This window comes from Curtobacterium uvaldense, from assembly GCF_028307415.1.
Taxonomy (GTDB): Bacteria; Actinomycetota; Actinomycetes; order Actinomycetales; family Microbacteriaceae; genus Curtobacterium.
Genome location: NZ_JAQMHU010000003.1, coordinates 18,468 through 41,378 on the forward strand (window position 1 = coordinate 18,468; position 22,911 = coordinate 41,378).

The 22,911-nt window shown below is 69.9% G+C and carries 22 protein-coding genes; 10 read left to right on the top strand and 12 right to left on the bottom strand.

The features are described from left to right. Positions 1–20: 20 nt before the first annotated feature. The 3 genes from PIJ49_RS02750 to PIJ49_RS02760 are packed head-to-tail and all read left to right on the top strand — an operon-like array spanning position 21 to position 1,776. The gene (locus tag PIJ49_RS02750; RefSeq protein WP_271825684.1) at positions 21–512 is read left to right on the top strand and encodes a DUF3099 domain-containing protein; all 492 of its coding nucleotides are present in this window, start codon (positions 21–23) and stop codon (positions 510–512) included. After that, a complete protein-coding gene (locus PIJ49_RS02755) occupies positions 512–820 on the top strand; it encodes a hypothetical protein (RefSeq protein ID WP_081985298.1) in 309 nt (102 codons plus the stop codon). Before PIJ49_RS02750 ends, PIJ49_RS02755 begins: the two co-directional genes overlap by 1 nt. Then, positions 817–1,776, top strand: a complete 960-nt coding sequence (locus tag PIJ49_RS02760) for an SURF1 family cytochrome oxidase biogenesis protein (RefSeq protein ID WP_271825686.1) — start codon at positions 817–819, stop codon at positions 1,774–1,776. The genes PIJ49_RS02755 and PIJ49_RS02760 overlap by 4 nt, the downstream gene beginning before the upstream one ends. Positions 1,777–1,910: 134 nt before the next feature. On the opposite strand, the gene PIJ49_RS02765 is transcribed toward PIJ49_RS02760, so the two are convergent. Beyond that, complete coding sequence (locus tag PIJ49_RS02765; RefSeq protein ID WP_066654400.1) at positions 1,911–3,509, bottom strand: ABC-F family ATP-binding cassette domain-containing protein; 1,599 nt, start codon at positions 3,507–3,509, stop codon at positions 1,911–1,913. A 74-nt stretch (positions 3,510–3,583) separates the two neighbouring features. Here PIJ49_RS02765 and PIJ49_RS02770 point away from each other — a divergent pair, with 74 nt between their 5' ends. Further along, entirely contained in the window at positions 3,584–4,225 is a 642-nt protein-coding gene (locus PIJ49_RS02770) for a biotin transporter BioY (RefSeq protein ID WP_308301845.1), read from the top strand. A gap of 252 nt (positions 4,226–4,477) precedes the next feature. Here the strand turns inward: PIJ49_RS02770 and PIJ49_RS02775 are convergent, their stop codons facing one another. The 5 genes from PIJ49_RS02775 to sufB form a co-directional block, all read right to left on the bottom strand. Next, entirely contained in the window at positions 4,478–4,807 is a 330-nt protein-coding gene (locus tag PIJ49_RS02775) for a metal-sulfur cluster assembly factor (RefSeq protein WP_022902786.1), read from the bottom strand. After that, positions 4,807–5,574: a Fe-S cluster assembly ATPase SufC gene (gene sufC, locus PIJ49_RS02780; protein ID WP_066654406.1), complete on the bottom strand. Its 768-nt coding sequence runs from the start codon at positions 5,572–5,574 to the stop codon at positions 4,807–4,809. The genes PIJ49_RS02775 and sufC overlap by 1 nt, the downstream gene beginning before the upstream one ends. A gap of 62 nt (positions 5,575–5,636) precedes the next feature. Continuing rightward, positions 5,637–5,963 (bottom strand): non-heme iron oxygenase ferredoxin subunit, encoded by a 327-nt coding sequence (locus PIJ49_RS02785; protein WP_081984870.1) that lies wholly within the window; start codon positions 5,961–5,963, stop codon positions 5,637–5,639. Further along, positions 5,963–7,297, bottom strand: coding sequence for a Fe-S cluster assembly protein SufD (gene sufD / locus PIJ49_RS02790; protein ID WP_081984872.1), 1,335 nt, complete (start codon positions 7,295–7,297; stop codon positions 5,963–5,965). Before sufD ends, PIJ49_RS02785 begins: the two co-directional genes overlap by 1 nt. After that, the gene (gene sufB / locus PIJ49_RS02795) at positions 7,298–8,716 is read right to left on the bottom strand and encodes a Fe-S cluster assembly protein SufB (RefSeq protein WP_066654410.1); all 1,419 of its coding nucleotides are present in this window, start codon (positions 8,714–8,716) and stop codon (positions 7,298–7,300) included. Between the two features lie 250 nt (positions 8,717–8,966). Here sufB and PIJ49_RS02800 point away from each other — a divergent pair, with 250 nt between their 5' ends. Then, positions 8,967–9,953 carry a COX15/CtaA family protein gene (locus tag PIJ49_RS02800; protein ID WP_251159784.1) on the top strand — a complete coding sequence of 329 codons (987 nt, stop codon included), beginning with the start codon at positions 8,967–8,969 and terminating at the stop codon, positions 9,951–9,953. 596 nt (positions 9,954–10,549) lie between these two features. On the opposite strand, the gene PIJ49_RS02805 is transcribed toward PIJ49_RS02800, so the two are convergent. Then, a complete protein-coding gene (locus PIJ49_RS02805; protein WP_066654411.1) occupies positions 10,550–11,494 on the bottom strand; it encodes a heme o synthase in 945 nt (314 codons plus the stop codon). 373 nt (positions 11,495–11,867) lie between these two features. Between PIJ49_RS02805 and tkt the strand changes: the two genes are divergently transcribed. The 5 genes from tkt to pgl all read left to right on the top strand — a co-directional run bounded on the left by tkt (position 11,868) and on the right by pgl (position 18,778). Further along, positions 11,868–13,961, top strand: coding sequence for a transketolase (gene tkt / locus PIJ49_RS02810; RefSeq protein ID WP_209682499.1), 2,094 nt, complete (start codon positions 11,868–11,870; stop codon positions 13,959–13,961). Positions 13,962–14,117: 156 nt separating this feature from the next. Next, positions 14,118–15,230, top strand: coding sequence for a transaldolase (gene tal / locus PIJ49_RS02815; RefSeq protein WP_066654417.1), 1,113 nt, complete (start codon positions 14,118–14,120; stop codon positions 15,228–15,230). Positions 15,231–15,421: 191 nt separating this feature from the next. Further along, on the top strand, positions 15,422–16,960 hold the full coding sequence (gene zwf / locus PIJ49_RS02820; protein WP_271825696.1) for a glucose-6-phosphate dehydrogenase: 1,539 nt from the start codon (positions 15,422–15,424) through the stop codon (positions 16,958–16,960). Beyond that, positions 16,957–17,901 carry a glucose-6-phosphate dehydrogenase assembly protein OpcA gene (locus tag PIJ49_RS02825; protein WP_066654421.1) on the top strand — a complete coding sequence of 315 codons (945 nt, stop codon included), beginning with the start codon at positions 16,957–16,959 and terminating at the stop codon, positions 17,899–17,901. The genes zwf and PIJ49_RS02825 overlap by 4 nt, the downstream gene beginning before the upstream one ends. A gap of 106 nt (positions 17,902–18,007) precedes the next feature. Then, positions 18,008–18,778, top strand: coding sequence for a 6-phosphogluconolactonase (gene pgl / locus PIJ49_RS02830; protein ID WP_271825699.1), 771 nt, complete (start codon positions 18,008–18,010; stop codon positions 18,776–18,778). 297 nt (positions 18,779–19,075) lie between these two features. On the opposite strand, the gene PIJ49_RS02835 is transcribed toward pgl, so the two are convergent. From PIJ49_RS02835 to gap, 5 genes are all read right to left on the bottom strand, one after another. Next, positions 19,076–19,435, bottom strand: a complete 360-nt coding sequence (locus tag PIJ49_RS02835) for an RNA polymerase-binding protein RbpA (RefSeq protein WP_058727798.1) — start codon at positions 19,433–19,435, stop codon at positions 19,076–19,078. 3 nt (positions 19,436–19,438) lie between these two features. Then, positions 19,439–19,690, bottom strand: coding sequence for a preprotein translocase subunit SecG (gene secG, locus PIJ49_RS02840; RefSeq protein ID WP_058727797.1), 252 nt, complete (start codon positions 19,688–19,690; stop codon positions 19,439–19,441). A gap of 120 nt (positions 19,691–19,810) precedes the next feature. Further along, entirely contained in the window at positions 19,811–20,590 is a 780-nt protein-coding gene (gene tpiA / locus PIJ49_RS02845) for a triose-phosphate isomerase (protein WP_066654426.1), read from the bottom strand. Between the two features lie 43 nt (positions 20,591–20,633). Continuing rightward, entirely contained in the window at positions 20,634–21,851 is a 1,218-nt protein-coding gene (locus PIJ49_RS02850; protein WP_271825705.1) for a phosphoglycerate kinase, read from the bottom strand. After that, positions 21,848–22,858, bottom strand: a complete 1,011-nt coding sequence (gene gap / locus PIJ49_RS02855; protein ID WP_058749583.1) for a type I glyceraldehyde-3-phosphate dehydrogenase — start codon at positions 22,856–22,858, stop codon at positions 21,848–21,850. The genes PIJ49_RS02850 and gap overlap by 4 nt, the downstream gene beginning before the upstream one ends. Positions 22,859–22,911 lie beyond the last annotated feature (53 nt).

The window sequence follows — 22,911 nt, forward strand, 5'->3', positions numbered from 1 at the left end:
CTTAGGCTTGACCCTGGCGAATGGAAGAACACCGTATGAAGTCGACGCAGCGCCGGTTCCACGCGACGCACACCCACTCCGGGTCCACGCAGAGCATCACGTCCCTGCCGGACTCCCCCGAGCTGGACCGGGCGCACCGCCTGTCCAAGTACGTCTGGCAGATGGCCGTGCGCGTGGTGTGCTTCATCGGCGCCGTCCTCGTGTGGACGACCTGGCACACCTGGCTCGCGGTCATCCCGATCGTCCTCGCCGCGGTCATCCCGTGGGTCGCGGTCATCCTCGCCAACGCCGGCAACCACGCCGAGAGCGACATCGTCGCCCCGGCCGGAGCCATCGAGCTCTACGACGCCGTCGACCCCCGCCTCCGCGAGCAGCAGGAGGACGCCCGGGCCGAGGCCTACCGTGCCGAGCAGGAACGCCTCCGCGAGCAGGCCCAGCACGCGCAGGAGGAGTGGCAGCGGAACGGCGACCGCTCCCGTGTGTGGTCCGCGAAGTCCCGGACGCGCCGCTGATGGGGGCGACGTTCGACCTCTTCACGGAGCCCGGCGCGACACCGGTCTGCTCCCGGGCCGGCTGCACGAACACGGCCGAGTGGCGGATCAACTGGCGGAACCCGCGCATCCACGCCGTCGACCGCGTGAAGATCTGGGCGGCCTGCGAGGAGCACTGCGACTTCCTCGCCGACTACCTGCGCTCCCGCTCGTTCCCGGTCCGGGTGACCGGGATGCACGAGGACGTCGACAGCCTCGACGACGTCCGTGCGCGGGAGGACGCCCCGAAGAACGACGTCGGGGTGCGCTCCAGCGGCACCGGACGATGACGGACGAGTTCGACCCCAGCGCCCGCTACGGCCGGAAGCACGCCGCGAAGCTCCAGCGCGACGCCGCTCCCGGGTCCGTCCACGCGGACACCACCGACGGCCCGACGGTCGGCTGGCGGTTCGTCCGGAGCCGCCGCTGGCTCGGGTACTTCGCGATCGCCGTGGCCTTCGCGATCATCTGCACGCTCTTCGGGATGTGGCAGTGGGACCGGCGCAACGAGGCCGTCCGGCAGAACGAGCAGATCGCGCAGAACTACGACCACACGCCCGTGCCGCTCGACCAGGCGCTCCCCCGGGCCTCGTCGTGGACCGACGACCAGCAGTGGCTCCGGGTCGAGGTCACCGGTCGGTACGACGTCGACGACCAGCTCCTCGTCCGCAACCGCGTGCACAACGGCCAGCCCGGGTTCGAGGTCCTCACGCCGCTCGTCACCGCCGACGGTCGCGCGTTCGTCGTCGACCGCGGATGGGTCCCGACCGGCAACCGGCAGGACGCGCCGGACGGCGTCCCCGCTCCGCCGAGCGGGCAGGTGACGGTGATCGCGCGCCTGCAGCAGAGCGAGCCGCGCATCCCCGGCCGCACCGACCCCTCGCACACCGACCAGGTGCAGTCGGTGACGCTCGCCGACGTCGCGGGCAAGGTCGACGCCCCGATCTGGACGGGCGCGTACGGCCAGCTCGCCTCCGAGTCCCCCGCTCCTGCGGACGCCCGGCCCCTGGGGTGGGACCGTCCGTCCGCGGACACCGGTCTGCACCTCAGCTACTTCATCCAGTGGTTCCTCTTCGCCGCCGGGGGATTCGGCTTCCTGGCCTACGTGATGGTGCAGGAGTACCGGAACCTCAACCAGGACGACCCCGAGGAGCGCGAGCGTGCCCTCGATCGGCAGCGGCGGAAGGACGCCAAGCCGAGGTCCGACGACGAGGTCGAGGACGAGCTGCTCGGCGCGCACCGCTGACGGATCGCGACCCCGGGACGGACGGGAGGCGCGGTGCCGGCCGGCACCGTCCTCCCTCGCAGGCTCGGTCGGCGCGCCCCGCGCAACGCTCCGCGTTGCCGTCGAGCGGTGCGCGCCCGTCCGTCAGGGGGTCGCTACGCCAGCTCGATGAGCTCCGCGTAGTCCTTGTTCCAGTGGTCCTCGGTACCGTCCGGCAGCAGCAGCACCCGCTCGGGGTTGAGCGCGTCGACCGCACCGGCGTCGTGCGACACGAGCACCACGGCGCCCTCGAAGCCGGCCAGCGCGTTGAGGATCTCCTCGCGCGACGCCGGGTCGAGGTTGTTCGTGGGCTCGTCGAGCAGCAGCACGTTCGCGCCCGACACGACGATCATCGCGAGCGACAGCCGGGTCTTCTCGCCACCGGACAGGACGCCGGCCTTCTTGTAGCCGTCGTCGCCGGTGAACAGGAACGAACCGAGCACACGACGGGCCTCGGTCTCGTTGAGGTCCGTCGACGCCGACACCATGTTCTCGATCACCGTGCGGTTCACGTCGATGTTCTCGTGCTCCTGCGCGTAGTACCCGATCCGCAGGCCGTGCCCGGGCAGGATCTCGCCCGTGTCCGGTCGGTCCGCACCGGCCAGGATCCGGAGCAGCGTCGTCTTGCCCGCACCGTTGAAACCGAGGATCACCACGCGCGACCCTCGGTCGATCGCCAGGTCCACCCCGGCGAAGATCTCGAGCGAGCCGTACGACTTCGACAGCCCCTCGGCCATCAGCGGAGTGCGACCGCACGGTGCCGGCGTGGGGAAGCGGATCTTCGCGACGCGGTCGGCGACGCGCTCGTCCTCCAGTCCGGCGAGCAGCTTGTCCGCGCGCGCGACCATCTGGTGCGCAGCGGCAGCCTTCGATGCCTTCGCGCCGAAGCGGGCGGCCTGGTCCTTCAGGGTCGCAGCCTTCTTCTCGGCGCCGGCGCGCTCCTTGCGGCGGCGCTCCTCGTCGGCCACGCGCTGCCGCTGGTAGAGCTTCCACCCCATGTTGTAGACGTCGATGGTCTGACGGTTCGCGTCGAGGTAGAAGACGCGGTTGACGACCTCGTCCACCAGCTCCACGTCGTGGGAGATGATGATGACGCCGCCGGGGTAGGTCTTCAGGTGCTCGCGGAGCCACACCACGGAGTCGGCGTCGAGGTGGTTCGTCGGCTCGTCGAGGATCATCGTCTCGGCGTCCGAGAACAGGATGCGGGCGAGTTCGATGCGCCGCCGCTGGCCACCCGACAGCGTCTTCAGCTGCTGGTCGAGGATGCGGTCCGGCAGCTTGAGGTTCGATGCGATCGACGCCGCTTCGGCCTCGGCGGCGTACCCGCCGAGCGCGTTGAACTGGTCGTCGAGCCGGCTGTACCGCCGCATGGCCTTCTCGGCCACGTCGGCGTCGTCGCTCGCCATGTCCAGCGTCGCCTGACGGATGCCCTCGACGAGCTCGCCGAGACCACGGGCGTCGAGGATGCGCTTGCGCGCGGTGTCCTCGGGGTTGCCCGAGCGCGGGTCCTGCGGCAGGTAGCCGATCTCCCCCGAGCGCTCGATCTTGCCGTCGGTCGGCTGCGACTCACCGGCGAGGGCCTTCGTCATCGTGGTCTTGCCGGCGCCGTTGCGCCCGACGAGCCCGATCTTGTCACCCTTCTCGACGCGGAAGGACACGTGCTCCATGAGGAGGCGAGCGCCTACGCGGATCTCGAGGTCGTGCACGGCAAGCACAGGAGGACGTCCAATCAGTTGGTGATGTGCACAACGACGTGTGCGGGAGGTGCACCGCTACGCTGACGGGACCGATGGTCCTCGAACGGGACCAGCAGTCCATTCTAGGAGAATCCATGACGAACGCCACCGGGTTCGCTCGCCGCGCAGTCCTCGCCGACCGTCTTCGCACCTCGGGGCTCGCCACCGACGCCGCCCTGGTCGCCGGCGGCGCGCTGTTCACCGCCGCGATGGCACAGCTCCAGGTGCCGATGTGGCCGGTCCCGATCACCGGGCAGACCCTGGCCGTCGTGCTCGTCGGCGCCACGCTCGGCGCCCGACGCGGCATGCTGTCGCTGCTCGTCTACGCCGTCGCGGGCCTCGCGGGTGCACCGTTCTTCGCCGAGTTCTCCGGTGGTCTCGCAGCCCTGGCCTCGCCGAGCTTCGGCTACGTCATCGGCTTCGTGCCGGCCGCCGGCCTGGTCGGCTGGCTCGCCCGCCGGAACTGGGACCGGAAGGTCGGGCGTGCCACGGTCGCGATGCTCCTGGCGACCGCCGTCCCCTTCGTCACGGGCCTGCCCTGGCTCGCGGTGGTGCTCGGTCAGCTCGGCGCGCCGAACGACCTCCAGTCGGTGCTCGCCGCCGGCCTCTACCCGTTCATCGTCGGTGGCGTCGCCAAGGCCCTCATCGCCGCCGGTGTCCTGCCTCTGGCGTGGAAGCTGGTCGGCCGCCGCTGACGCACCCGCACGACGACGGGCCCCGCACCTGCTGGTGCGGGGCCCGTCGCTGTTCCGACCCGGGCTGCTGTCTCCCGACGCGAGCGAGCACGACACGCCGCGCGACGATCGCCGGGCGGGCGATGGGCGTCGCGGGGACCGGTCGAACGTGACGGATCGTGCGCACTCGGCGTGGCGGGCGCACCGCACCGACGACGGACGGGAGGCGCGGTGCCAGCTGGCACCGCGCCTCCCGTCCGTGTGTCGTGGCGGCTAGATCGAGAAACCGAGCGCGCGCATCATCTCGCGTCCGTCGTCGGTGATCCGCTCCGGACCCCACGGCGGCATCCACACCCAGTTGATGCGGAACGCGTCGACGATGCCGTCGAGCGCGTTGGCGGTGTCGCCCTCGATGACGTCGGTCAGCGGGCAGCCCGCGCTCGTCAGCGTCATGCTGATCACGAGGGCGTTCGCCTCGTCGTCCATCGCGAGGTCGTAGATGAGGCCGAGGTCGACGATGTTGACGCCGAGCTCCGGGTCCTGGACCTCCTTGAGGCCCTCGACGACCTCGTCGAACTTCTCCGGGGAGAGTGCGGTGATCATCAGTTGCCCGCCGCTGCGGCCTGCACGTAGCGGTCGTAGCCCTCGTTCTCGAGGCGCTCGGCCAGCTCCGGACCACCCTGCTCGGCGACCTTGCCCGCGACGAACACGTGGACGAAGTCCGGCTTGATGTAGCGGAGGATGCGCGTGTAGTGCGTGATCAGCAGGACGCCGAGGCCGGTCGCTGCCTTCGCGCGGTTGACGCCCTCGGACACGATCTTCAGCGCGTCGACGTCGAGGCCGGAGTCGGTCTCGTCGAGCACGGCGAACTTCGGCTTGAGGAGCTCGAGCTGCATGATCTCGTGGCGCTTCTTCTCGCCGCCGGAGAAGCCCTCGTTGACGTTGCGCTCGGCGAACGACGAGTCCATCTTGAGGTCGGCCATCGACTGGCGCAGGTCCTTGACCCACCCACGGAGTGCGGGGGCCTCGCCGTCGATCGCGGTCTTCGCGGTACGGAGGAAGTTCGACACCGTGACGCCGGGGATCTCGACCGGGTACTGCATCGCGAGGAACATGCCGGCGCGGGCGCGCTCGTCGACGCTCATCGCGAGGACGTCCTCGCCGTCGAGCGTGATCGAGCCGCCGGTGACGTTGTAGCGCGGGTGACCGGCGATCGTGTAGGCCAGGGTGGACTTGCCGGAGCCGTTCGGCCCCATGATCGCGTGGATCTCGCCCTCGTTGATGGTGAGGTCGACGCCCTTCAGGATCTCCTTGGTGCCCTGGTCGGTGTCGATCGAGACCTGCAGGTCGCGGATTTCGAGAGTGGACATTGCGTTCCTTCGGTTACAGCTGCTGTGCGGCGTCAGCCGCGCGGGAAGAGTGGTGGTGTCGCTCAGTCGACGGGGACCGGGTCGTGCACGTCGACGTAGACGTCGCCGTCACGGACCTCGACCCGGAAGACCGGCACCGGCTCGTACGCCGGGAAGTTCTGCGGCTTGCCGGTGGCCAGCGAGAAGCGCGACCCGTGGGCCCAGCACTCGAGTGTGTCGCCCTCGACGAAGCCCTCGGCCAGGGAGATGTCCCCGTGCGTGCAGGTGTCGCCGATCGCGTGCACGGCCCCGGCCGAGTCCTTCACGATCGCCACGGCGGTGCCGTCCACGACGACGCGCATCGGGCTGTCGACGGCGATCTCCGACTCGGCGCAGACCTTCTCGGCCATCAGGCGTCCGCCTGCTCGGCCTCGGGCTCCGCAGCGGCGACCGCGGTCCGGCCGTCGGCGAGCTCCTGCTCGACCGCGGCGATCAGGCGCTCCTCGAGCTCGGGCGCGCCGATCTTCTGGATGACCTCGACCAGGAAGCCGAGCACGACGAGGCGCCGGGCTTCCTCCTCGGGGATGCCACGGGCCTGCAGGTAGAAGAGCTGCTCGTCGTCGAAGCGTCCGGTCGCACTGGCGTGCCCGGCCCCCTCGATGTTGCCCGTCTCGATCTCGAGGTTCGGGATGCTGTCCGCGCGCGTGCCGTCGGTGAGCACCAGGTTGCGGTTCTGCTCGTACGAGTCGGTGCCGTCGCCGGCGCGCCCGATCAGCACGTCGCCGATCCAGACCGTGTGCGCACCCTCGCCCTGCAGTGCGCCCTTGTAGTTGACGCGGCCACGGGTGTTCGGGGCGTCGTGGTTCACGTACACCTGCTGCTCGATGTACTGCCCGGCGTCGGCGAAGTACACGCCGTACATCTCGGTGTCCGCACCCTGCGCCCCGAGGTGCGTCGAGGGGTTCACGCGGACGACGTCGCCGCCGAGCGAGACCACGACGTGCTTGAGGAAGGCGTCGCGACCGACCTCGGCGAACTGCGTCGACACGTGCACCGCGTCGTCGTCCCAGTCCTGCAGGCTGACCACCGTGAGCCGTGCGCCGTCACGGACGACGATCTCGACGTTCTCGCTGAGGAGCGCCGACCCGCGGTTGTCGATGACGACGATGCCCTGGGCGTGCTGCTCGGCCGTGATGACCGTGTGCGCCGCGCGGGCCTGCGTGCCGAAGTCCGAGCGGGTGATCGAGATCGACTCGTGCGCCTCGGTCGCCTTGACGGTGACCTTCAGCACCGCGTCGCGGGCGGTCCAGGCCGCCGCGGCCGCGCGGTCCTCGGGCAGGCCGGCGGTGCCGACGACCGGGTCGTCGCTGCGACCCCACTCGACGTCGGCCCCCTCGGTCTGGCGGGCCAGGAACGGGTAGGCGGAGCCGTCGAGGCCACCCTCGAGCAACGGCTGGAGCTTCGCGAGCGGCGCGAACTTCCAGTTGACCTCGCGGCCGGTCACCGGCGGGAACGCGTCGAGGTCACCGGACTGCGGCCGCTCGGACCGGGTCTGGACCGGGACCTTCGCGTCCCAGCCGCCGTCGGAGTGCGCGCGGGCACCGTGCTGGTCGGTGCCCTGCGTGCTGCGTGCGGACGGAGCCTGCTGGCCCTGTGCGACGGCCGAGGGCTCGACAGGCTGGTCGATGCGCGGTGCGGGGGTGGCCCCGTCGGTGGGTGTCGGGTTGGTGCTGGTGTTCGACATCTAGCCGACGGATCCTTCCATGCTCATCTCGATGAGCTTGTTGAGTTCGAGCGCGTACTCCATCGGGAGCTCGCGGGCGATGGGCTCGATGAACCCGCGGACGATCATGGCCATGGCCTCGTCCTCCGGCATGCCGCGCGACATGAGGTAGAACAGCTGCTCCTCGCTCACGCGGGAGACCGTGGCCTCGTGGCCGAGCTGGACGTCGTCGACGCGGATGTCGATCGCCGGGTACGTGTCGCTGCGGCTCACCGTGTCGACGAGCAGCGCGTCACAGCGGACCGTGTTCGCGGCGTGGTGCGCGGCCGGGTCGACGCGGACCTCACCGCGGTAGCCGGCGCGGCCGCCGCCACGGGCGATCGACTTCGAGACGATCGACGACGTCGTGTACGGCGCCATGTGGATCATCTTCGCGCCGGCGTCCTGGTGCTGGCCCGGACCGGCGAAGGCGACGGACAGGGTCTCGCCCTTGGCGTGCTCACCGGCGAGGTAGATCGACGGGTACTTCATCGTGACCTTCGACCCGATGTTGCCGTCGATCCACTCCATCGTCGCGCCCTCGTGCGCGATCGCGCGCTTCGTGACGAGGTTGTAGACGTTGCTCGACCAGTTCTGGATCGTCGTGTAGCGCACGCGGGCGTTCTTCTTCACGATGATCTCGACCACGGCGGAGTGCAGCGAGTCCGACTTGTAGATCGGCGCCGTGCAGCCCTCGATGTAGTGGACGTAGGAGTCCTCGTCCGCGATGATCAGCGTCCGCTCGAACTGGCCCATGTTCTCGGTGTTGATCCGGAAGTAGGCCTGCAGCGGGATCTCGACGTGCACGCCCTTCGGGACGTAGACGAACGAGCCACCGGACCACACGGCGGTGTTCAGCGCGGCGAACTTGTTGTCGCCGGCCGGGATCACCGAGCCGAAGTACTCCTCGAAGAACTCCGGGTGCTCGCGGAGCGCCGTGTCGGTGTCCATGAAGATGACGCCCTGCTGCTCCAGGTCCTCGCGGATCTGGTGGTAGACGACCTCGGACTCGTACTGGGCGGCGACACCGGCGACGAGGCGCTGGCGCTCCGCCTCGGGGATGCCGAGGCGCTCGTAGGTGTTGCGGATGTCCTCGGGCAGCTCTTCCCAGGTCTGGGCCTGCTTCTCGGTGGACTTCACGAAGTACTTGATGTTGTCGAAGTCGATGTCCGACAGGTCGGCACCCCACGACGGCATGGGCTTGCGGTCGAACAGCGTCAGCGCCTTGAGGCGGAGCTTGTGCATCCACTCGGGCTCGTTCTTCCGGGCGGAGATGTCGCTGACCACCTCGTCCGACAGACCACGGCGCGCGGACGCGCCGGCCGTGTCGGAGTCGGACCAGCCGAACTCGTACTGGCCGAGCCCTTCGAGTTCTGGACGGTCGATGAGCACGTCGGACATGGTCTCCTCGTTTCCTTCTCGCGGCAGCGTCTGTCGGGACAACCCGTGACGTCCGGACGCCATTCCACCGCGGACCTCCGACAGGAGTCCCACGGCGTTGCTGCCTCGCAACGTCGATGGTCCCACGCAGTCGTCCGACCGATCGGCGATCACGGCCCATTCGGAGCCGGCGCCTGCCTAGACTTGACTGCTGCTGAACCCTCGAATCCTACAGGTTCACCGCACGGAACAACAGGAAGGCACCACCCTCGTGACTCGCGTCGGACCCACCGTCGAGCAGGGCGTCCGCCCCGGCACCCGCACGCCGCGGTGGTGGTCCCTCCCCCGCGCCGTCGACCCCCGCGTGATCTGGCTCGCCTGGGCGTCCTTCGTCGTCGAGGTGGTGCTGATCGGCACCGGCGGCCTCGTCCGCCTGACAGCGTCCGGCCTCGGCTGCCCGACGTGGCCGAAGTGCACCGCCGAGTCGCTCGTGTCGACCCCGGAGATGGGGATCCACGGCGTGATCGAGTTCGGGAACCGTCTGCTCACCTTCGTGCTGGTGGTGGTCGCGGTCGCGATGTTCCTCGCCGTCGTCCGCATGCGCCGCACGCGCCCCGAGCTCTTCTGGCTCGCCTTCGCCCAGGGCATCGCGATCCCGGTGCAGGCGGTGATCGGCGGCCTCAGCGTCCTCACGAACCTCAACCCGTTCGTCGTCGGACTGCACTTCGTGGTGTCGACGACGCTCGTCGCGGTGACGGCGACGCTCGTGTACCGCTCGATGAACGGTCCGCGCACCGCGGTCCGGCTCGTCCCGGGCTGGTACACCGGCCTGGTCCGCGGCACCGTCGTCGCGGTGGTCGTCACCGTCCTGGTCGGCATCCTGACCACGGGCTCCGGGCCGCACGCGGGTGCGAGTGAGGCGGTCGACGGTGGCCGTCTGCACCGCACCGGGTTCGACCCGCAGCTGATGGAGCACCTGCACGCGATCCCGGCCTACGCGCTGTTCGCACTGACACTGGCGCTCGTCGTCGGCGCGGTCGTCCTCCGGCTGTCGAGCCGCTGGGCCCTCGTCCTGCTCGTCGTCGAGTTCGTGCAGATCGCCGTCGGCCTGACCCAGGCGCGCACGGGCCTGCCGGTCGGCCTGGTGGGGACCCACATGGTGCTCGCCGGACTCCTCGTCGGTGCGGTCACCGTCGTCGTGCTCAGCACGCGCGGCAGCGCCGGTCGCCAGGCCGCGCGGGAGCGCATCACCGCCTGACGCGGTCGTCCGCCGCCCTCCGACGTCCCACGCGTCGCCTCCGTCCCGAGCGCCGACGCGTGGGACGTCGTCGTCCGCACGGCTCCGGTCCCGTGACCACGCACAGGACGCCGGCGTCGGCGCAGGACGCCTCCGACCACGCGGGACGCCTCCGGAACCGGCACCGTCTCGCGCAGGTGCGACCGTCTCGTGCGGACGCCGCCGTCCCGCGCCGCGGCACCGGACCGGCCACGGTGCGGACGGGAGGCGCAGCACCGCCCGCCCCGCGCCTCCCGTCCGACGCCCGGTCGCGGCCGCGCGTCTGCTGCGACATCCCCGTCGTCGTACGACAGCGGCATCGTCGCAGGGCGCACGCGCATCGTGCAGCCCACGTCGCCGGCGGACAGCCGCGACATCCCCGTCGTCGTACGACAGCGGAGCTGTCGCGTCGGCCCGCGCCACCCGGGTCGACCCGGGCACGCACCCCGCGCGCCCGTGTCCGAGCCGCGCCCACCCGACCCGCGAACGCCCGACCCGGGACCGCCCGCGCTGCGCCCCGACGCACGGAGCGCCGCCGGCAGACCGGCGGCGCTCCGTGCGCGGGCGACGAACCCTGGCTAGATCGTGAAGGTGAAGACCTGCGGCAGCAGCGGGTCGATGCCCACCGCGATGAACAGCAGCGTCAGGTACGTGATCGAGCTGTGGAACACCCGCATCGGCTGGACCTGCTCCACGTGCTGGATCGCCCGCGAGTACAGCCGGTGCGACTCGACGACGAACCAGATGCCCCCGGCCAGGGCGACGACCGTGTACAGCGGCCCCATGTGCGCGACCGGGATGAGCAGCAGCGAGCAGACGAGCGTCGCCCAGGCGTAGAGCACGACCTGCAGCCCGACGACGGTGCGGCCGCGCACGACCGCGAGCATCGGCACGTCGGCGGCGTCGTAGTCGTCGCGGTACTTCATCGACAGCGGCCAGTAGTGCGGCGGCGTCCAGAGGAAGATCACCATGAAGAGGATGATCGGCGCCCAGGTCAGCGACCCGGTGACACCGGCCCAGCCGATGAGCACCGGCATGCACCCGGCGGATCCGCCCCAGACGATGTTCTGCGGGGTGCGGCGCTTGAGCCAGAGCGTGTAGACGCAGACGTAGATCAGGATCGCGACGACGCTGAGCGCGGCGGCCAGCCAGTTCACCAGGAAGCCGAGGACGGCGGTCGACAGGACGGCGAGCGTCCACGAGAACACCAGTGCCTCCTTGTCGGAGAGCTCACCGGTGACCAGGGGGCGCTGGCTGGTGCGCTTCATCAGCCGGTCGATGTCGCGGTCGATGTAGCAGTTGAACGCCGAGGCCGACCCTGCCGACATCGCGCCGCCGAGCATCGTCCAGAACACGAGCCAGAGGTCCGGGACCCCGCGCTCCGCCAGGAACATCGTCGGAGCGGTCGTGACGAGGAGCAGCTCCATGACCCGGGGCTTCGTCAGCGAGACGTACGCGCGGACCTTGCGGGACAGCGTCGAGCGGGGTCGATCGGTGTCGGGCCGGGTCGCGGTGGCAGTCAACAGGGGAACCTCAGTCCGTTCGCGTCAGCTCGCACGCTCGGTGGGCGGCTCCGTCACCGTCGGGGCGTGCGTCGACCCGGAATGCACACGAGTCGACACCAGTTTAGGCCATCGAGGCGCCGCGAGGATGCCCCGCCTCGCCGACCGGGCCGGCTGCCCGACACGGCACCGTCGTCACCTGGACACCTTCTGAGTGCGTGGTCACTATGCTGGACACGCCCTCCCGCATCGTGTGCCCCGAAGACGTCGGCCGCGAAGAGCCGGTCGGCCGCCGCTCGACGGCGACACGACACACGGCCCCGGGACGGCGATCATGTCCGTGCGATGGCACGAGCCCTCGCACATGTCGCAACAACGAAGGGTCAACATCCAAGTGGCTGAATTCACCTGGGACGCCATCGACCGGAAGGCCGTCGACACGGCACGCGTCCTCGCCGCCGACGCGGTCGAGGCCGCCGGCAACGGTCACCCCGGCACCGCGATGAGCCTCGCGCCGGTCGCCCACCTGCTCTTCCAGAAGGTGATGCGTCGCGACCCCAGCGACTCCACCTGGATCGGCCGCGACCGCTTCATCCTCTCCGCCGGTCACGCCTCGATCCTGCAGTACGTGCAGTTCTACCTGCACGGCTACGGCCTCGAGCTCGAGGACCTGCAGCACCTGCGCAAGTGGGGCTCGAAGACCCCGGGTCACCCGGAGTACGGCCACACCGACGGCGTCGAGATCACCACCGGCCCGCTCGGCCAGGGCCTCGCCTCGGCGGTCGGCTTCGGCTACGCGCAGCGCTTCGAGCGCGGCCTGTTCGACCCGGAGACCGCCGACGGCGAGTCGCCCTTCGACCACTTCACCTACGTGATCGCCGGTGACGGTGACATGCAGGAGGGCGTCACCAACGAGGCCGCGAGCCTCGCGGGCCGTCAGCAGCTCGGTCGCCTGGTCGTCTTCTACGACTCGAACCAGATCTCGATCGAGGACGACACCGACATTGCGTTCTCCGAGGACGTCGCGGCCCGCTACGAGGCCCTCGGCTGGCACGTGCAGCACGTCGACTGGAAGAAGACCGGCGAGTACTCCGAGGACGTCGAGGAGCTCCACCGCGCCGTCGAGGCCGCCAAGGCCGAGACGACCAAGCCGTCGCTCATCGTCCTCAAGACGATCATCGGTTGGCCGTCGCCGACCAAGCAGAACTCCGGCAAGATCCACGGTTCGGCGCTCGGTGCCGACGAGCTCAAGGGCCTCAAGGAGGTCCTCGGCTTCGACGCGGACAAGACCTTCCACGTCGACCCGGAGGTGCTCGAGTACACCCGCGGTGCGATCACCAAGGGCCAGGCCGAGCACGCCGAGTGGACGAAGACCTTCGACGCGTGGGCTGCGGCCAACCCGGAGAAGAAGGCGATGCTCGACCGCATCAACGCCGGCGAGCTCCCCGAGGGCCTCGAGGAGGCCCTGCCGGTCTTCTCCACCGAGAAGGCCGTCTCGACCCGCGCCGCCTCCGGCAAGGTCATCAACGCCATCGCGCCGCTCATGCCCGAGTTCTGGGGCGGTTCGGCGGACCTCGCCGAGTCGAACCTGACCACGATCGAGGGCGCGAAGTCCTTCGGTCCGGCCGAGGCGTCGACGAAGACCTGGAGCACCGACCCGTACGGCCGCGTGCTGCACTTCGGCATCCGCGAGCACGCGATGGGCTCGATCCTGTCCGGCATCGTCCTGCACGGGAACACCCGCCCCTTCGGCGGCACGTTCCTCATCTTCAGCGACTACATGCGTCCGGCGGTCCGTCTCGCCGCGCTCATGAAGGCGCCGGCGATCTACGTCTGGACCCACGACTCCATCGCCCTGGGCGAGGACGGCCCGACGCACCAGCCGATCGAGCAGATCACCGCGCTCCGTGCGATCCCGGGTCTCGACGTCGTCCGTCCGGCCGACGCCAACGAGGTGTCGTACGCGTGGCTCGAGATGCTCAAGCACAAGGACCGTCCGGCCGGCATCGCGCTGAGCCGTCAGAACCTCCCCGTCTTCGAGCGTGGCGAGGGCGACGCCTCCGGCGAGACGCTCGCCTCGGCGAAGAACGTCGCGAAGGGCGCGTACGTCCTGGCCGAGGCGCCGAACGGCACCCCGGACGTGATCCTCATCGCGACCGGTTCCGAGGTCCAGATCGCGGTCGACGCCCGTGAGCAGCTCAAGGGCGAGGGCATCAACGCCCGCGTCGTGAGCGCCCCCTCGCTCGAGTGGTTCTTCGAGCAGTCGGAGTCCTACCGCGAGCAGGTCCTGCCGAAGGCCGTCACCGCGCGCGTCTCGGTCGAGGCCGGCATCGCGATGAGCTGGCGCGACATCGTCGGCGACAAGGGCCGCAGCGTGTCGATCGAGCACTTCGGTGCATCGGCCGACTACCAGCGCCTGTTCGCCGAGTTCGGTTTCACCACCGAGCACGTCGTCGCCGCCGCCAAGGAATCGATCGCAGCGTCCTGACCCACGAGGGGCCGGATCCGGTACGCCGGGTCCGGCCCCTCTGCCGGGAGGCACGCGGCGGTCCCGCCACCGCGCCTCCCGGCCCACAGACCACGACACACACGGCCCTGGTCGCCTCCGCGCACCGGGCCGGTCGACGAAAGAAGAAGAGAAACCATGGCTGAGAACACCCCCACCGCCGCCCTCTCCGAGGTCGGCGTCAGCATCTGGCTCGACGACCTGTCGCGCGAGCTGCTCGAGACCGGCAAGCTGACCGAGCTCATCGAGCAGAAGAACGTCGTCGGCGTCACCACGAACCCGACGATCTTCGCGTCGGCCCTCGCCAAGGGCGAGCGCTACGACTCGCAGGTCAAGGAGCTCGCGGCGAAGGGCACCGACGTCACCGAGGCGATCTTCGAGATCACCACGCAGGACGTCGCGAACGCGTCCGACGTCTTCAAGCCGATCTACGACGAGACCAAGGGCTTCGACGGCCGTGTCTCGATCGAGGTCGAGCCGGGCCTCGCCCACGACACCCAGAAGACCATCGAGCAGGCCAAGTTCCTGTTCGAGAAGGTCGGTCGCGAGAACGTCCTCATCAAGATCCCCGCGACGCTCGAGGGCCTCGAGGCCATCACCGAGGTCATCGGTGCCGGCATCTCGGTCAACGTCACCCTGATCTTCTCGCTCGAGCGCTACCGCGCCGTCATCGACGCCTACCTCGGTGGCCTCGAGAAGGCCAAGGCCGCGGGCCACGACCTCTCGAAGATCCACTCGGTCGCCTCGTTCTTCGTGTCGCGTGTCGACTCCGAGATCGACAAGCGCCTCGACGCCGCGGGCACCGACGAGGCGAAGGCCCTCAAGTCGAAGGCCGGCATCGCCAACGCGCAGCTCGCATACCAGGTCTGGACCGAGCAGTTCGCCACCGAGCGTGCCCTCGGCCTGCTCGAGTCCGGCGCCAACACGCAGCGCCCGCTGTGGGCCTCGACCGGTGTCAAGGACCCGTCGCTGCCCGACACGCTCTACGTGACCGAGCTCGCCGCGCCGAACACGGTCAACACCATGCCGGGCAAGACGCTCGACGCGACGTTCGACCACGGCGAGATCCACGGTGACGCCATCGCCGGCTCGTTCGACGACGCGCAGCAGGTCATGGACCAGATCGCTGCCGCCGGTGTCGACTACGACGACGTCGTCGCGCTGCTCGAGAAGGAGGGCGTCGACAAGTTCAACGTCTCCTGGGGCGAGCTCGTCGACACGGTGAAGACCGCGCTCGAGAACAGCAAGTAAGCACGACCGGAGCCTGCGTCCGGAGGACGGGACCACCGACCCCCGGACGCAGGCACCCCCGGTCAGGACCCGACCGCCGGAGCCGCGACGCGCCTCCCGGCCGGACCTGACCACCACGACGGCGGAGTCGCCGCTGCCCCCGCAGCGCAGCGCTCCGCCGTCTCCGTTCGACCCACAAGGAGTCCACACTCATGTCACCGGTGGCGATCACCCCGGAGCACAACCCGCTCCGGTTGCCGACCGACCGACGTCTGAACCGGATCGCGGGGCCCAGCACCCTCATCATCTTCGGCGTGACGGGCGACCTGTCCCGCAAGAAGCTGATGCCCGCGGTCTACGACCTGGCGAACCGAGGGCTCCTGCCCCCGGGCTTCGCACTCGTCGGGTTCGCCCGGCGCGACTGGGAGGACCAGGACTTCTCCCAGCTCGTGCACGACGCGGTCCGGGACCACTCCCGCACCCCCTTCGACGAGGCCGTCTGGAAGCAGCTCGAGCAGGGCATCCGCTTCGTGCAGGGCTCGTTCGACGACCCCGAGGCCTTCCTCGAGCTGAAGCGCACCGTCGACGAGCTCGACGCGGAGCGCGGCACGCTCGGCAACCACGCCTTCTACCTCTCCATCCCGCCGAAGATGTTCCCCGTGGTGACCGAGCAGCTCAAGGTCTCCGGACTGACCGAGAAGCGCGAGGGCTCCTGGAGCCGCGTGGTCGTCGAGAAGCCGTTCGGCTCCGACCTCCGCACCGCGCGCGAGCTGAACGCGATCGTCGAGAGCGTCTTCGCGCCCGACGACGTGTTCCGCATCGACCACTACCTCGGCAAGGAGACCGTCCAGAACCTGCTGACGCTCCGGTTCGCGAACCAGATGTACGAACCCATCTGGAACTCGAACTACGTCGACCACGTGCAGATCACGATGGCCGAGGACATCGGCGTCGCCGGTCGGGCCGCGTACTACGACGGCATCGGCGCAGCGCGCGACGTCATCCAGAACCACCTGCTGCAGCTCCTCGCGCTCACCGCGATGGAGGAACCCGTCTCGTTCAAGGCCGCTGACCTGCGCGCCGAGAAGGAGAAGGTGCTCTCCGCCGTGCGCCTGCCCGAGGACCTCGCCACGGCGACGGCACGCGGCCAGTACGACGGTGGCTGGCAGGGCGGCGAGAAGGTCCTGGGCTTCCTCGAGGAAGCGGGGATGGACCCCGAGTCCACGACCGAGACCTACGCGGCGATCAAGCTCGACATCGCGACCCGCCGCTGGCAGGGCGTCCCGTTCTACCTGCGGGCAGGCAAGCGCCTCGGCCGTCGCGTGACCGAGATCGCGATCGTCTTCAAGCGCGTCCCCGAGGACGTCTACGGCAACACGCAGGCACCCCTCGGGCAGAACGCGCTCGTCATCCGTGTCCAGCCGGACGAGGGCGTCACGCTCCGCTTCGGCTCGAAGGTCCCGGGCGTCGGCACCCAGGTGCGCGACGTGACGATGGACTTCGGCTACGGACACGCGTTCACCGAGGCATCGCCGGAGGCGTACGAGCGACTCATCCTCGACGTGCTCCTCGGCGACCCGCCCCTGTTCCCCCGTCACCAAGAGGTGGAACTGTCGTGGAAGATCCTCGACCCGATCGAGGCGTTCTGGGCCACGCAGGGCCAGCCCGAGCAGTACCGTCCCGGCACGTGGGGTCCGGCGTCCGCCGATGCCCTGCTCGCCCGTGACGGCCGGACCTGGAGGCGTCCATGAAGATCGACCTGCCGAACACCACGGTCTCGAAGATCCAGAAGAAGCTCGTCCACATCCGCGAGGAGGGTGGCGCCGTCGCCCTCGGCCGCGTGCTGACGCTCATCATCTCGACCGCCCTCGGGCACGAGGAGGAGGCGATCTCGGCCGCGAACCAGGCGTCGCGCGAGCACCCGATGCGGGTGATCATCGTGTCGAAGAACGACGGCGACACGAAGTCCCCCGGTCGGCTCGACGCCCAGATCCGCGTCGGCAGCGATGCGGGCGCGAGCGAGGTCATCGTCCTCCGTGCGTACGGCGAGACCGCGACGGACGAGGAGAGCCTGGTCACCGGCCTCCTCCTGTCCGACGCCCCCGTCGTCGCATGGTGGCCGCAGGCCGCTCCGGAGCAGCCGGCAGCGTCCGCGCTGGGCCGGATCGCGCAGCGTCGCATCACCGATGCCGCCGCGCAGAAGGACCCGAACAGCGCGATCGAGGCGCTCGGGAAGTCCTACGTGCCGGGTGACACCGACTTCGCGTGGACCCGCCTGACGCTCTGGCGGAACCAGCTCGCCGCGGCGCTCGACCAGCCGCCGTACGAGCCCGTCACCGGCGTCGAGGTGTCCGGTGCGAGCGACAGCCCGTCCACGATCCTGCTCGCCGCGTGGCTCCAGCTGCAGCTGCAGGTGCCGGTGTCCGTCGTCACCTCGCCGCGGGCCACCGGGTCGAGCGGCATCCACGGGGTCAAGCTCGAGCGTGCCTCGGGCACGATCGACCTCGAGCGCTCGCTCGTCGACGTCGCGACCCTGTCGATGCCCGGGCAGCCGACGCACGACCTGTCGCTGCCCCGACGGAACCTGCGCGACTGCCTCGCAGAGGAACTCCGTAGACTCGACGCGGACGTCCTCTTCGGAGACGTCGTCAAGCACGGAGTGCCCCAGCTGCGCGAGTCCATCGCCGGCTGAGCACCGCACACGGCCGGGGTCCGGGCGGCGGTCGACACGACCGCCGCCCGCCCCGGTCGGACCGAAGGCGGTCGCACCGGTCGGCCGCCACGAACACGGGAGACACGTGACCAACGAACGACGGGTGCTGGTGCACCCGGACAAGCAGTCCCTCGGCGCGTCGGTCGCCGCTCGCTTCCTCACGAAGATCATCGACGTGCTGGACGAGCAGGAGCGCGCGGACATCGCGATCAGCGGCGGCTCGGTGTCGACCCTGGTCCTCGCGGCGATCGGGCAGTCGCCTGCGCGTGAGAGCGTGGACTGGTCGAAGGTGCACGTGTGGTGGGTCGACGAGCGCTGGGTCGCCGAGGGCGATGCGGACCGCAACGTCACCGGCACGCAGACGGACTTCTTCGAGCACGTGGACATCCCGCAGGCGAACATCCACCCGATGGCACCGTCCGACGCCGGGCTGTCCATCGACGAGGCCGCCGCTCAGTACGAGCGCGAGCTCCAGGAGGCAGCACCCGAGGGCGCGGTCGCGCCCCGCTTCGACATCACGCTGCTCGGGGTCGGCCCCGACGGCCACACGGCGTCGCTCTTCCCCGAGTTCCCGCAGCTCGCGGTGACCGACCGTGCCGTGCTGACGGTCGACGACTCCCCCAAGCCGCCGGCGCAGCGCCTGACGCTGTCCTTCCCGGTGATCAACGCCTCGCAGCGCGTGTGGGTCATCCTGTCCGGCGCCGAGAAGGCGTCGGTGCTCGGCCTCGCGCTGGCCGGTGCCGCGGTGGACGAGGTCCCCGTCGGCGGCGTCCAGGGCCGCAAGCGCACCGTGTTCTTCGTGGACCAGGACGCCGCGCGCGAGGTCCCCGAGAACCTCATCGCGTCGACCTACTAGACGCGACCCCCTGGCGGACGGGAGGCGCGGTGCCGGCTGGCACCGCGCCTCCCATCCGTCTGTGGTCCGGTCGGTCCGCGCAACTGCCGTGCGGACGTCGCCTGCCCGCTTCCGGTCGCACGACTTGCCACTCACCTCCGACCCCGACGGCATGTCGTGCGACCCGAACGACCGCGCGCGGCACGTCCTGCGACCGGAACAGCCAGGACCGGAGGACCGAGGGGCACCGACGACACGTCCGGCGGACGACGAAGGCCCCCGCACCGGATCGGTGCGGGGGCCTTCTGAAGTCAGGTGCTACTTCGCGGTACCGCGACGCTGCCGGAGCTGCTGCAGCGCGTCCTCGAGGAGCTGCGCTGCCTCTTCCTCGGTGCGGCGCTCCTTCACGTACGCGAGGTGCGTCTTGTAGGGCTCGGTCTTCGCGACGACGGGAGGGTTCTCCTTGTCGCGGCCGGCCGGCAGACCCGTCGACGGCGAGTCCACCGTCTCCGGGATCTCGTCCTCCGGCAGGGTCGCCGAGAAGTACCGCACGACCTCGTTGCCGAGGGCGTCCCAGTACGAGACGGCCACGCGCTCGGCCTGGACTCCGCGGTCCTGCTCCCCCATCGGACCCGCGCCGACGCGGGACCCTCGGATTGCACTGCCTCCGGTTGCCATGGCTCAGCTCCCTGCCGTGAACTTGTTGATGAGACCGAGCACGATGATCGAGACGATCCAGACCAGACCGAGGATCACCGTGATGCGGTTGAGGTTGCGCTCGGCGACGCCGGACGCCCCGAGGTTGCTCGTCACGCCGCCGCCGAACATGTCGGAGAGACCGCCACCGCGGCCCTTGTGCAGGAGGATGAGGAGCGTGAGCAGGAGGCTCGTGATCGCGAGCAGGACCTGCAGCACGACGGAGAGTATCGCCACGACGTACCTTTCGTGTGAAGTCAGCCCTGCAAGTGTAGCGGGCCGCGTGAGCAGCCCCGACACCGGCACGGGCGTGGCTCAGGCCGGCCACGCGGACGTGGCCGGCCTGAGCAGGATGGATCAGAGTCCGACGTGCTGCCGGAAGCGCGCGATCGCCGCGAACTCCTGCACGTCGAGCGAGGCCCCACCGACGAGCGCGCCGTCGATGTCGGGCTCGCGCAGGAAGCCGGCGATGTTGCCCGACTTCACCGAACCGCCGTAGAGCACGCGCGTGCTGGCGGCGAGGTCGTCGCCCCAGGCCTCGGCGATCCCGCGACGCAGCGCGGCGCAGTCCTCCTGGGCCTGTTCCGCAGTCGCGGCCTGACCGGAACCGATCGCCCAGACCGGTTCGTACGCGACGACGATCTCGGACGGCTTCACGGCCTCGAGGACGACCTTGAGCTGTTCGACCGGGACGACACCGGCGCCGCGCTGCTCGCGCTCCTCGCCGGTCTCACCGACACAGACCACCGGCACGAGGCCGTGCTTGACTGCAGCGGCGGTCTTCGCGGCGACGACCTCGTCGGTCTCGCCGTGCAGCGTGCGCCGCTCGGAGTGTCCGACGATGACGTACTGCGCGTCGAGCGCTGCGAGGAACGCCCCGGACACGTCACCGGTGTGGGCACCGGAGTCGTACTGGGACAGGTCCTGTGCGCCGAACCGGATCTCGAGCTTGTCGGCCGAGATGAGCGTCTGCACGCTGCGGAGGTCCGTGAAGGGCGGGAACACCGCGACCTCGACGTCGTCGTGGTCGTGACGGGCGTCCTTCAGGGTCCACGCGAGCTTCTGCACGGTGGCGATGGCCTGGAGGTGGTCCAGGTTCATCTTCCAGTTGCCGGCGATGAACGGACGGCGGTTCATGCTGCGTCCTTCCCGGAGTCACCGGCGATGAACGGCGTGCGGGTCATCGGGACCACCCCAGTGCTTCGAGACCGGGCAGTGACTTGCCCTCGAGGAACTCGAGGCTCGCACCACCACCGGTCGAGATGTGCCCGAACCGGTCGTCCGAGAACCCGAGCGACCGGACGGCCGCCGCGGAGTCGCCACCGCCGACGACACCGAGGCCGTCGACCTCGGTCAACGCCTGCGCGACGGTCTTCGTGCCTGCTGCGAACGCCGGGAACTCGAACACGCCCATCGGGCCGTTCCAGAACACGGTCTTCGAGCCGGACACCGCCGACGCGAAGCGCGCCGCGGTCTCCGGGCCGATGTCGAGGCCGATGCCGTCCGTGCCGAACGACGAGGACTCGATCGCGTCGGCCGCGACTGTCTCGTGGTCGGCGTCCGCAGCGAACCCGGAGGCCACCACGACGTCGGTCGGCAGGTCGATCGTCACGCCGAGCTCGTCCGCCTTGGCGAGGTACGCCCGGACGGTGTCGAGCTGATCCTGCTCGAGGAGCGACTTCGCGACCCCGTGACCCTGGGCCGCGAGGAACGTGAAGAGCATGCCGCCGCCGATGCACAGCGTGTCGACCTGCGGGAGCAGGTGCTCGATGACACCGAGCTTGTCGCTGACCTTCGATCCGCCGAGCACGACCGTGTACGGCCGCTGCGGGTCCTTGGTCAACCGCTCGAGCACCGTCAGCTCGGACTCGATGAGCGAGCCGGCCGCGCTGGGCAGCGCTGCCGCGAGCTCGTACACGGAGGCCTGCTTGCGGTGCACGACGCCGAAGCCGTCCGACACGAACGCGTCACCGAGGGCGGCGATCCGCTCGGCGAACGCCGTGCGCGCCGACGCGTCCTTCGAGGTCTCCTCCGGGTTGAAGCGGAGGTTCTCGAGCAGCAGGACGTCGCCGTCCCCGAGGGCCTCGGCGGCCGCGGTCGCCTCGTCGCCGACGGTCTCGCCGACGAAGGTGACCTCCTTGCCGAGCAGTTCGGAGAGCCGCTGCGCCACGAGGGCGAGCGAGTACTCCTGCGCAGGCGTGCCGTCGGGACGACCGAGGTGCGAGATCACGATGACCCGCGCACCGGCGTTGACGAGCGTGTTGAGCGTGCCCAGCGACGCGCGCACGCGGCCGTCGTCGGTGATCGTGCCGTCCTTGAGCGGGACGTTCAGGTCACACCGGACGACGACGCGCTTGCCGGCGAGGTCGCCGAGGTCCTCGAGGGTGCGGAGGCTCATGCCGAGAGTCGCTCGCCCACGTACTCGGTCAGGTCGACGAGGCGGTTCGAGTAGCCCCACTCGTTGTCGTACCACGAGGTGATCTTGACGAGCTTGCCGATGACCTTGGTCAGGCCGGAGTCGTAGATCGACGAGTGCGGGTCCGTCGTGATGTCGGTCGACACCAGCGGGTCCTCGCTGTAGAGCAGGATGCCCTTGAGCGGGCCCTCGGCGGCCTCCTTGTAGGCGGCGTTGATCTCGTCGACGGTGACCTCGGACGACGTCTCGAGGGTGAGGTCGGTGATCGAACCGGTCGGCACCGGCACGCGGAGGGCGTAGCCGTCGAGCTTGCCGGCGAGCTCGGGCATGACGAGGCCGATGGCCTTCGCCGCACCGGTCGAGGTCGGGACGATGTTGAGCGCCGCGGCGCGGGCACGACGCGGGTCCTTGTGCGGGCCGTCCTGCAGGTTCTGGTCGGCGGTGTACGCGTGCACCGTCGTCATGAGGCCACGCTCGATGCCGAACTTGTCGTGGAAGACCTTGGCGAGCGGCGCGAGGCTGTTCGTGGTGCACGACGCGTTCGAGATGATGTTGTGGTTCTCGGGGTCGTACTGGTCCTCGTTGACGCCGAGGACGATGGTGACGTCGTCGCCGGTCGCCGGGGCCGAGATGATGACCTTCTTGGCGCCCGCGTCGATGTGCTTCTGCGCGTCGGCTGCCTTGGTGAAGAAGCCGGTCGACTCGATGACGATGTCGACGCCCAGCTCGCCCCAGGGGAGGTTCGCGGGGTCGCGCTCCGCGAGGACCTTGATCGGCTTGCCGTCGACGACGATGCTGTCGCCGTCGAGCTCGACGGAGACGCCGAGACGACCCGTGATGGAGTCGAACTTCAGCAGGTTCGCGAGGGCCGCGTTGTCGGTGAGGTCGTTCACCGCCACGATCTCGAGGTCGGAGCCCTTGGCGAGGGCGGCCCGGAAGAAGTTACGGCCGATGCGGCCGAAGCCGTTGATGCCGATCTTGACGGTCAATGGATCTCCTGGTGGGTGTGGAGCGCCCCGGGGGCGCTGCTTTTCGGAGTCGT

What these genes read in the sequence shown, in the direction of transcription:
- PIJ49_RS02785 (WP_081984870.1), bottom strand. Translation starts at nt 5,963, where the DNA reads ATGGCCGAGAAGGTCTGCGCCGAGTCGGAGATCGCCGTCGACAGCCCG.
- PIJ49_RS02850 (WP_271825705.1), bottom strand. Translation starts at nt 21,851, where the DNA reads ATGAGCCTCCGCACCCTCGAGGACCTCGGCGACCTCGCCGGCAAGCGC.
- zwf (WP_271825696.1), top strand. Translation starts at nt 15,422, where the DNA reads ATGTCACCGGTGGCGATCACCCCGGAGCACAACCCGCTCCGGTTGCCG.
- PIJ49_RS02825 (WP_066654421.1), top strand. Translation starts at nt 16,957, where the DNA reads ATGAAGATCGACCTGCCGAACACCACGGTCTCGAAGATCCAGAAGAAG.
- sufB (WP_066654410.1), bottom strand. Translation starts at nt 8,716, where the DNA reads ATGTCCGACGTGCTCATCGACCGTCCAGAACTCGAAGGGCTCGGCCAG.
- tal (WP_066654417.1), top strand. Translation starts at nt 14,118, where the DNA reads ATGGCTGAGAACACCCCCACCGCCGCCCTCTCCGAGGTCGGCGTCAGC.
- PIJ49_RS02755 (WP_081985298.1), top strand. Translation starts at nt 512, where the DNA reads ATGGGGGCGACGTTCGACCTCTTCACGGAGCCCGGCGCGACACCGGTC.
- tpiA (WP_066654426.1), bottom strand. Translation starts at nt 20,590, where the DNA reads ATGAACCGCCGTCCGTTCATCGCCGGCAACTGGAAGATGAACCTGGAC.
- PIJ49_RS02750 (WP_271825684.1), top strand. Translation starts at nt 21, where the DNA reads ATGGAAGAACACCGTATGAAGTCGACGCAGCGCCGGTTCCACGCGACG.
- sufD (WP_081984872.1), bottom strand. Translation starts at nt 7,297, where the DNA reads ATGTCGAACACCAGCACCAACCCGACACCCACCGACGGGGCCACCCCC.
- PIJ49_RS02835 (WP_058727798.1), bottom strand. Translation starts at nt 19,435, where the DNA reads ATGGCAACCGGAGGCAGTGCAATCCGAGGGTCCCGCGTCGGCGCGGGT.
- PIJ49_RS02760 (WP_271825686.1), top strand. Translation starts at nt 817, where the DNA reads ATGACGGACGAGTTCGACCCCAGCGCCCGCTACGGCCGGAAGCACGCC.
- PIJ49_RS02775 (WP_022902786.1), bottom strand. Translation starts at nt 4,807, where the DNA reads ATGATCACCGCACTCTCCCCGGAGAAGTTCGACGAGGTCGTCGAGGGC.
- PIJ49_RS02770 (WP_308301845.1), top strand. Translation starts at nt 3,584, where the DNA reads ATGGTCCTCGAACGGGACCAGCAGTCCATTCTAGGAGAATCCATGACG.
- sufC (WP_066654406.1), bottom strand. Translation starts at nt 5,574, where the DNA reads ATGTCCACTCTCGAAATCCGCGACCTGCAGGTCTCGATCGACACCGAC.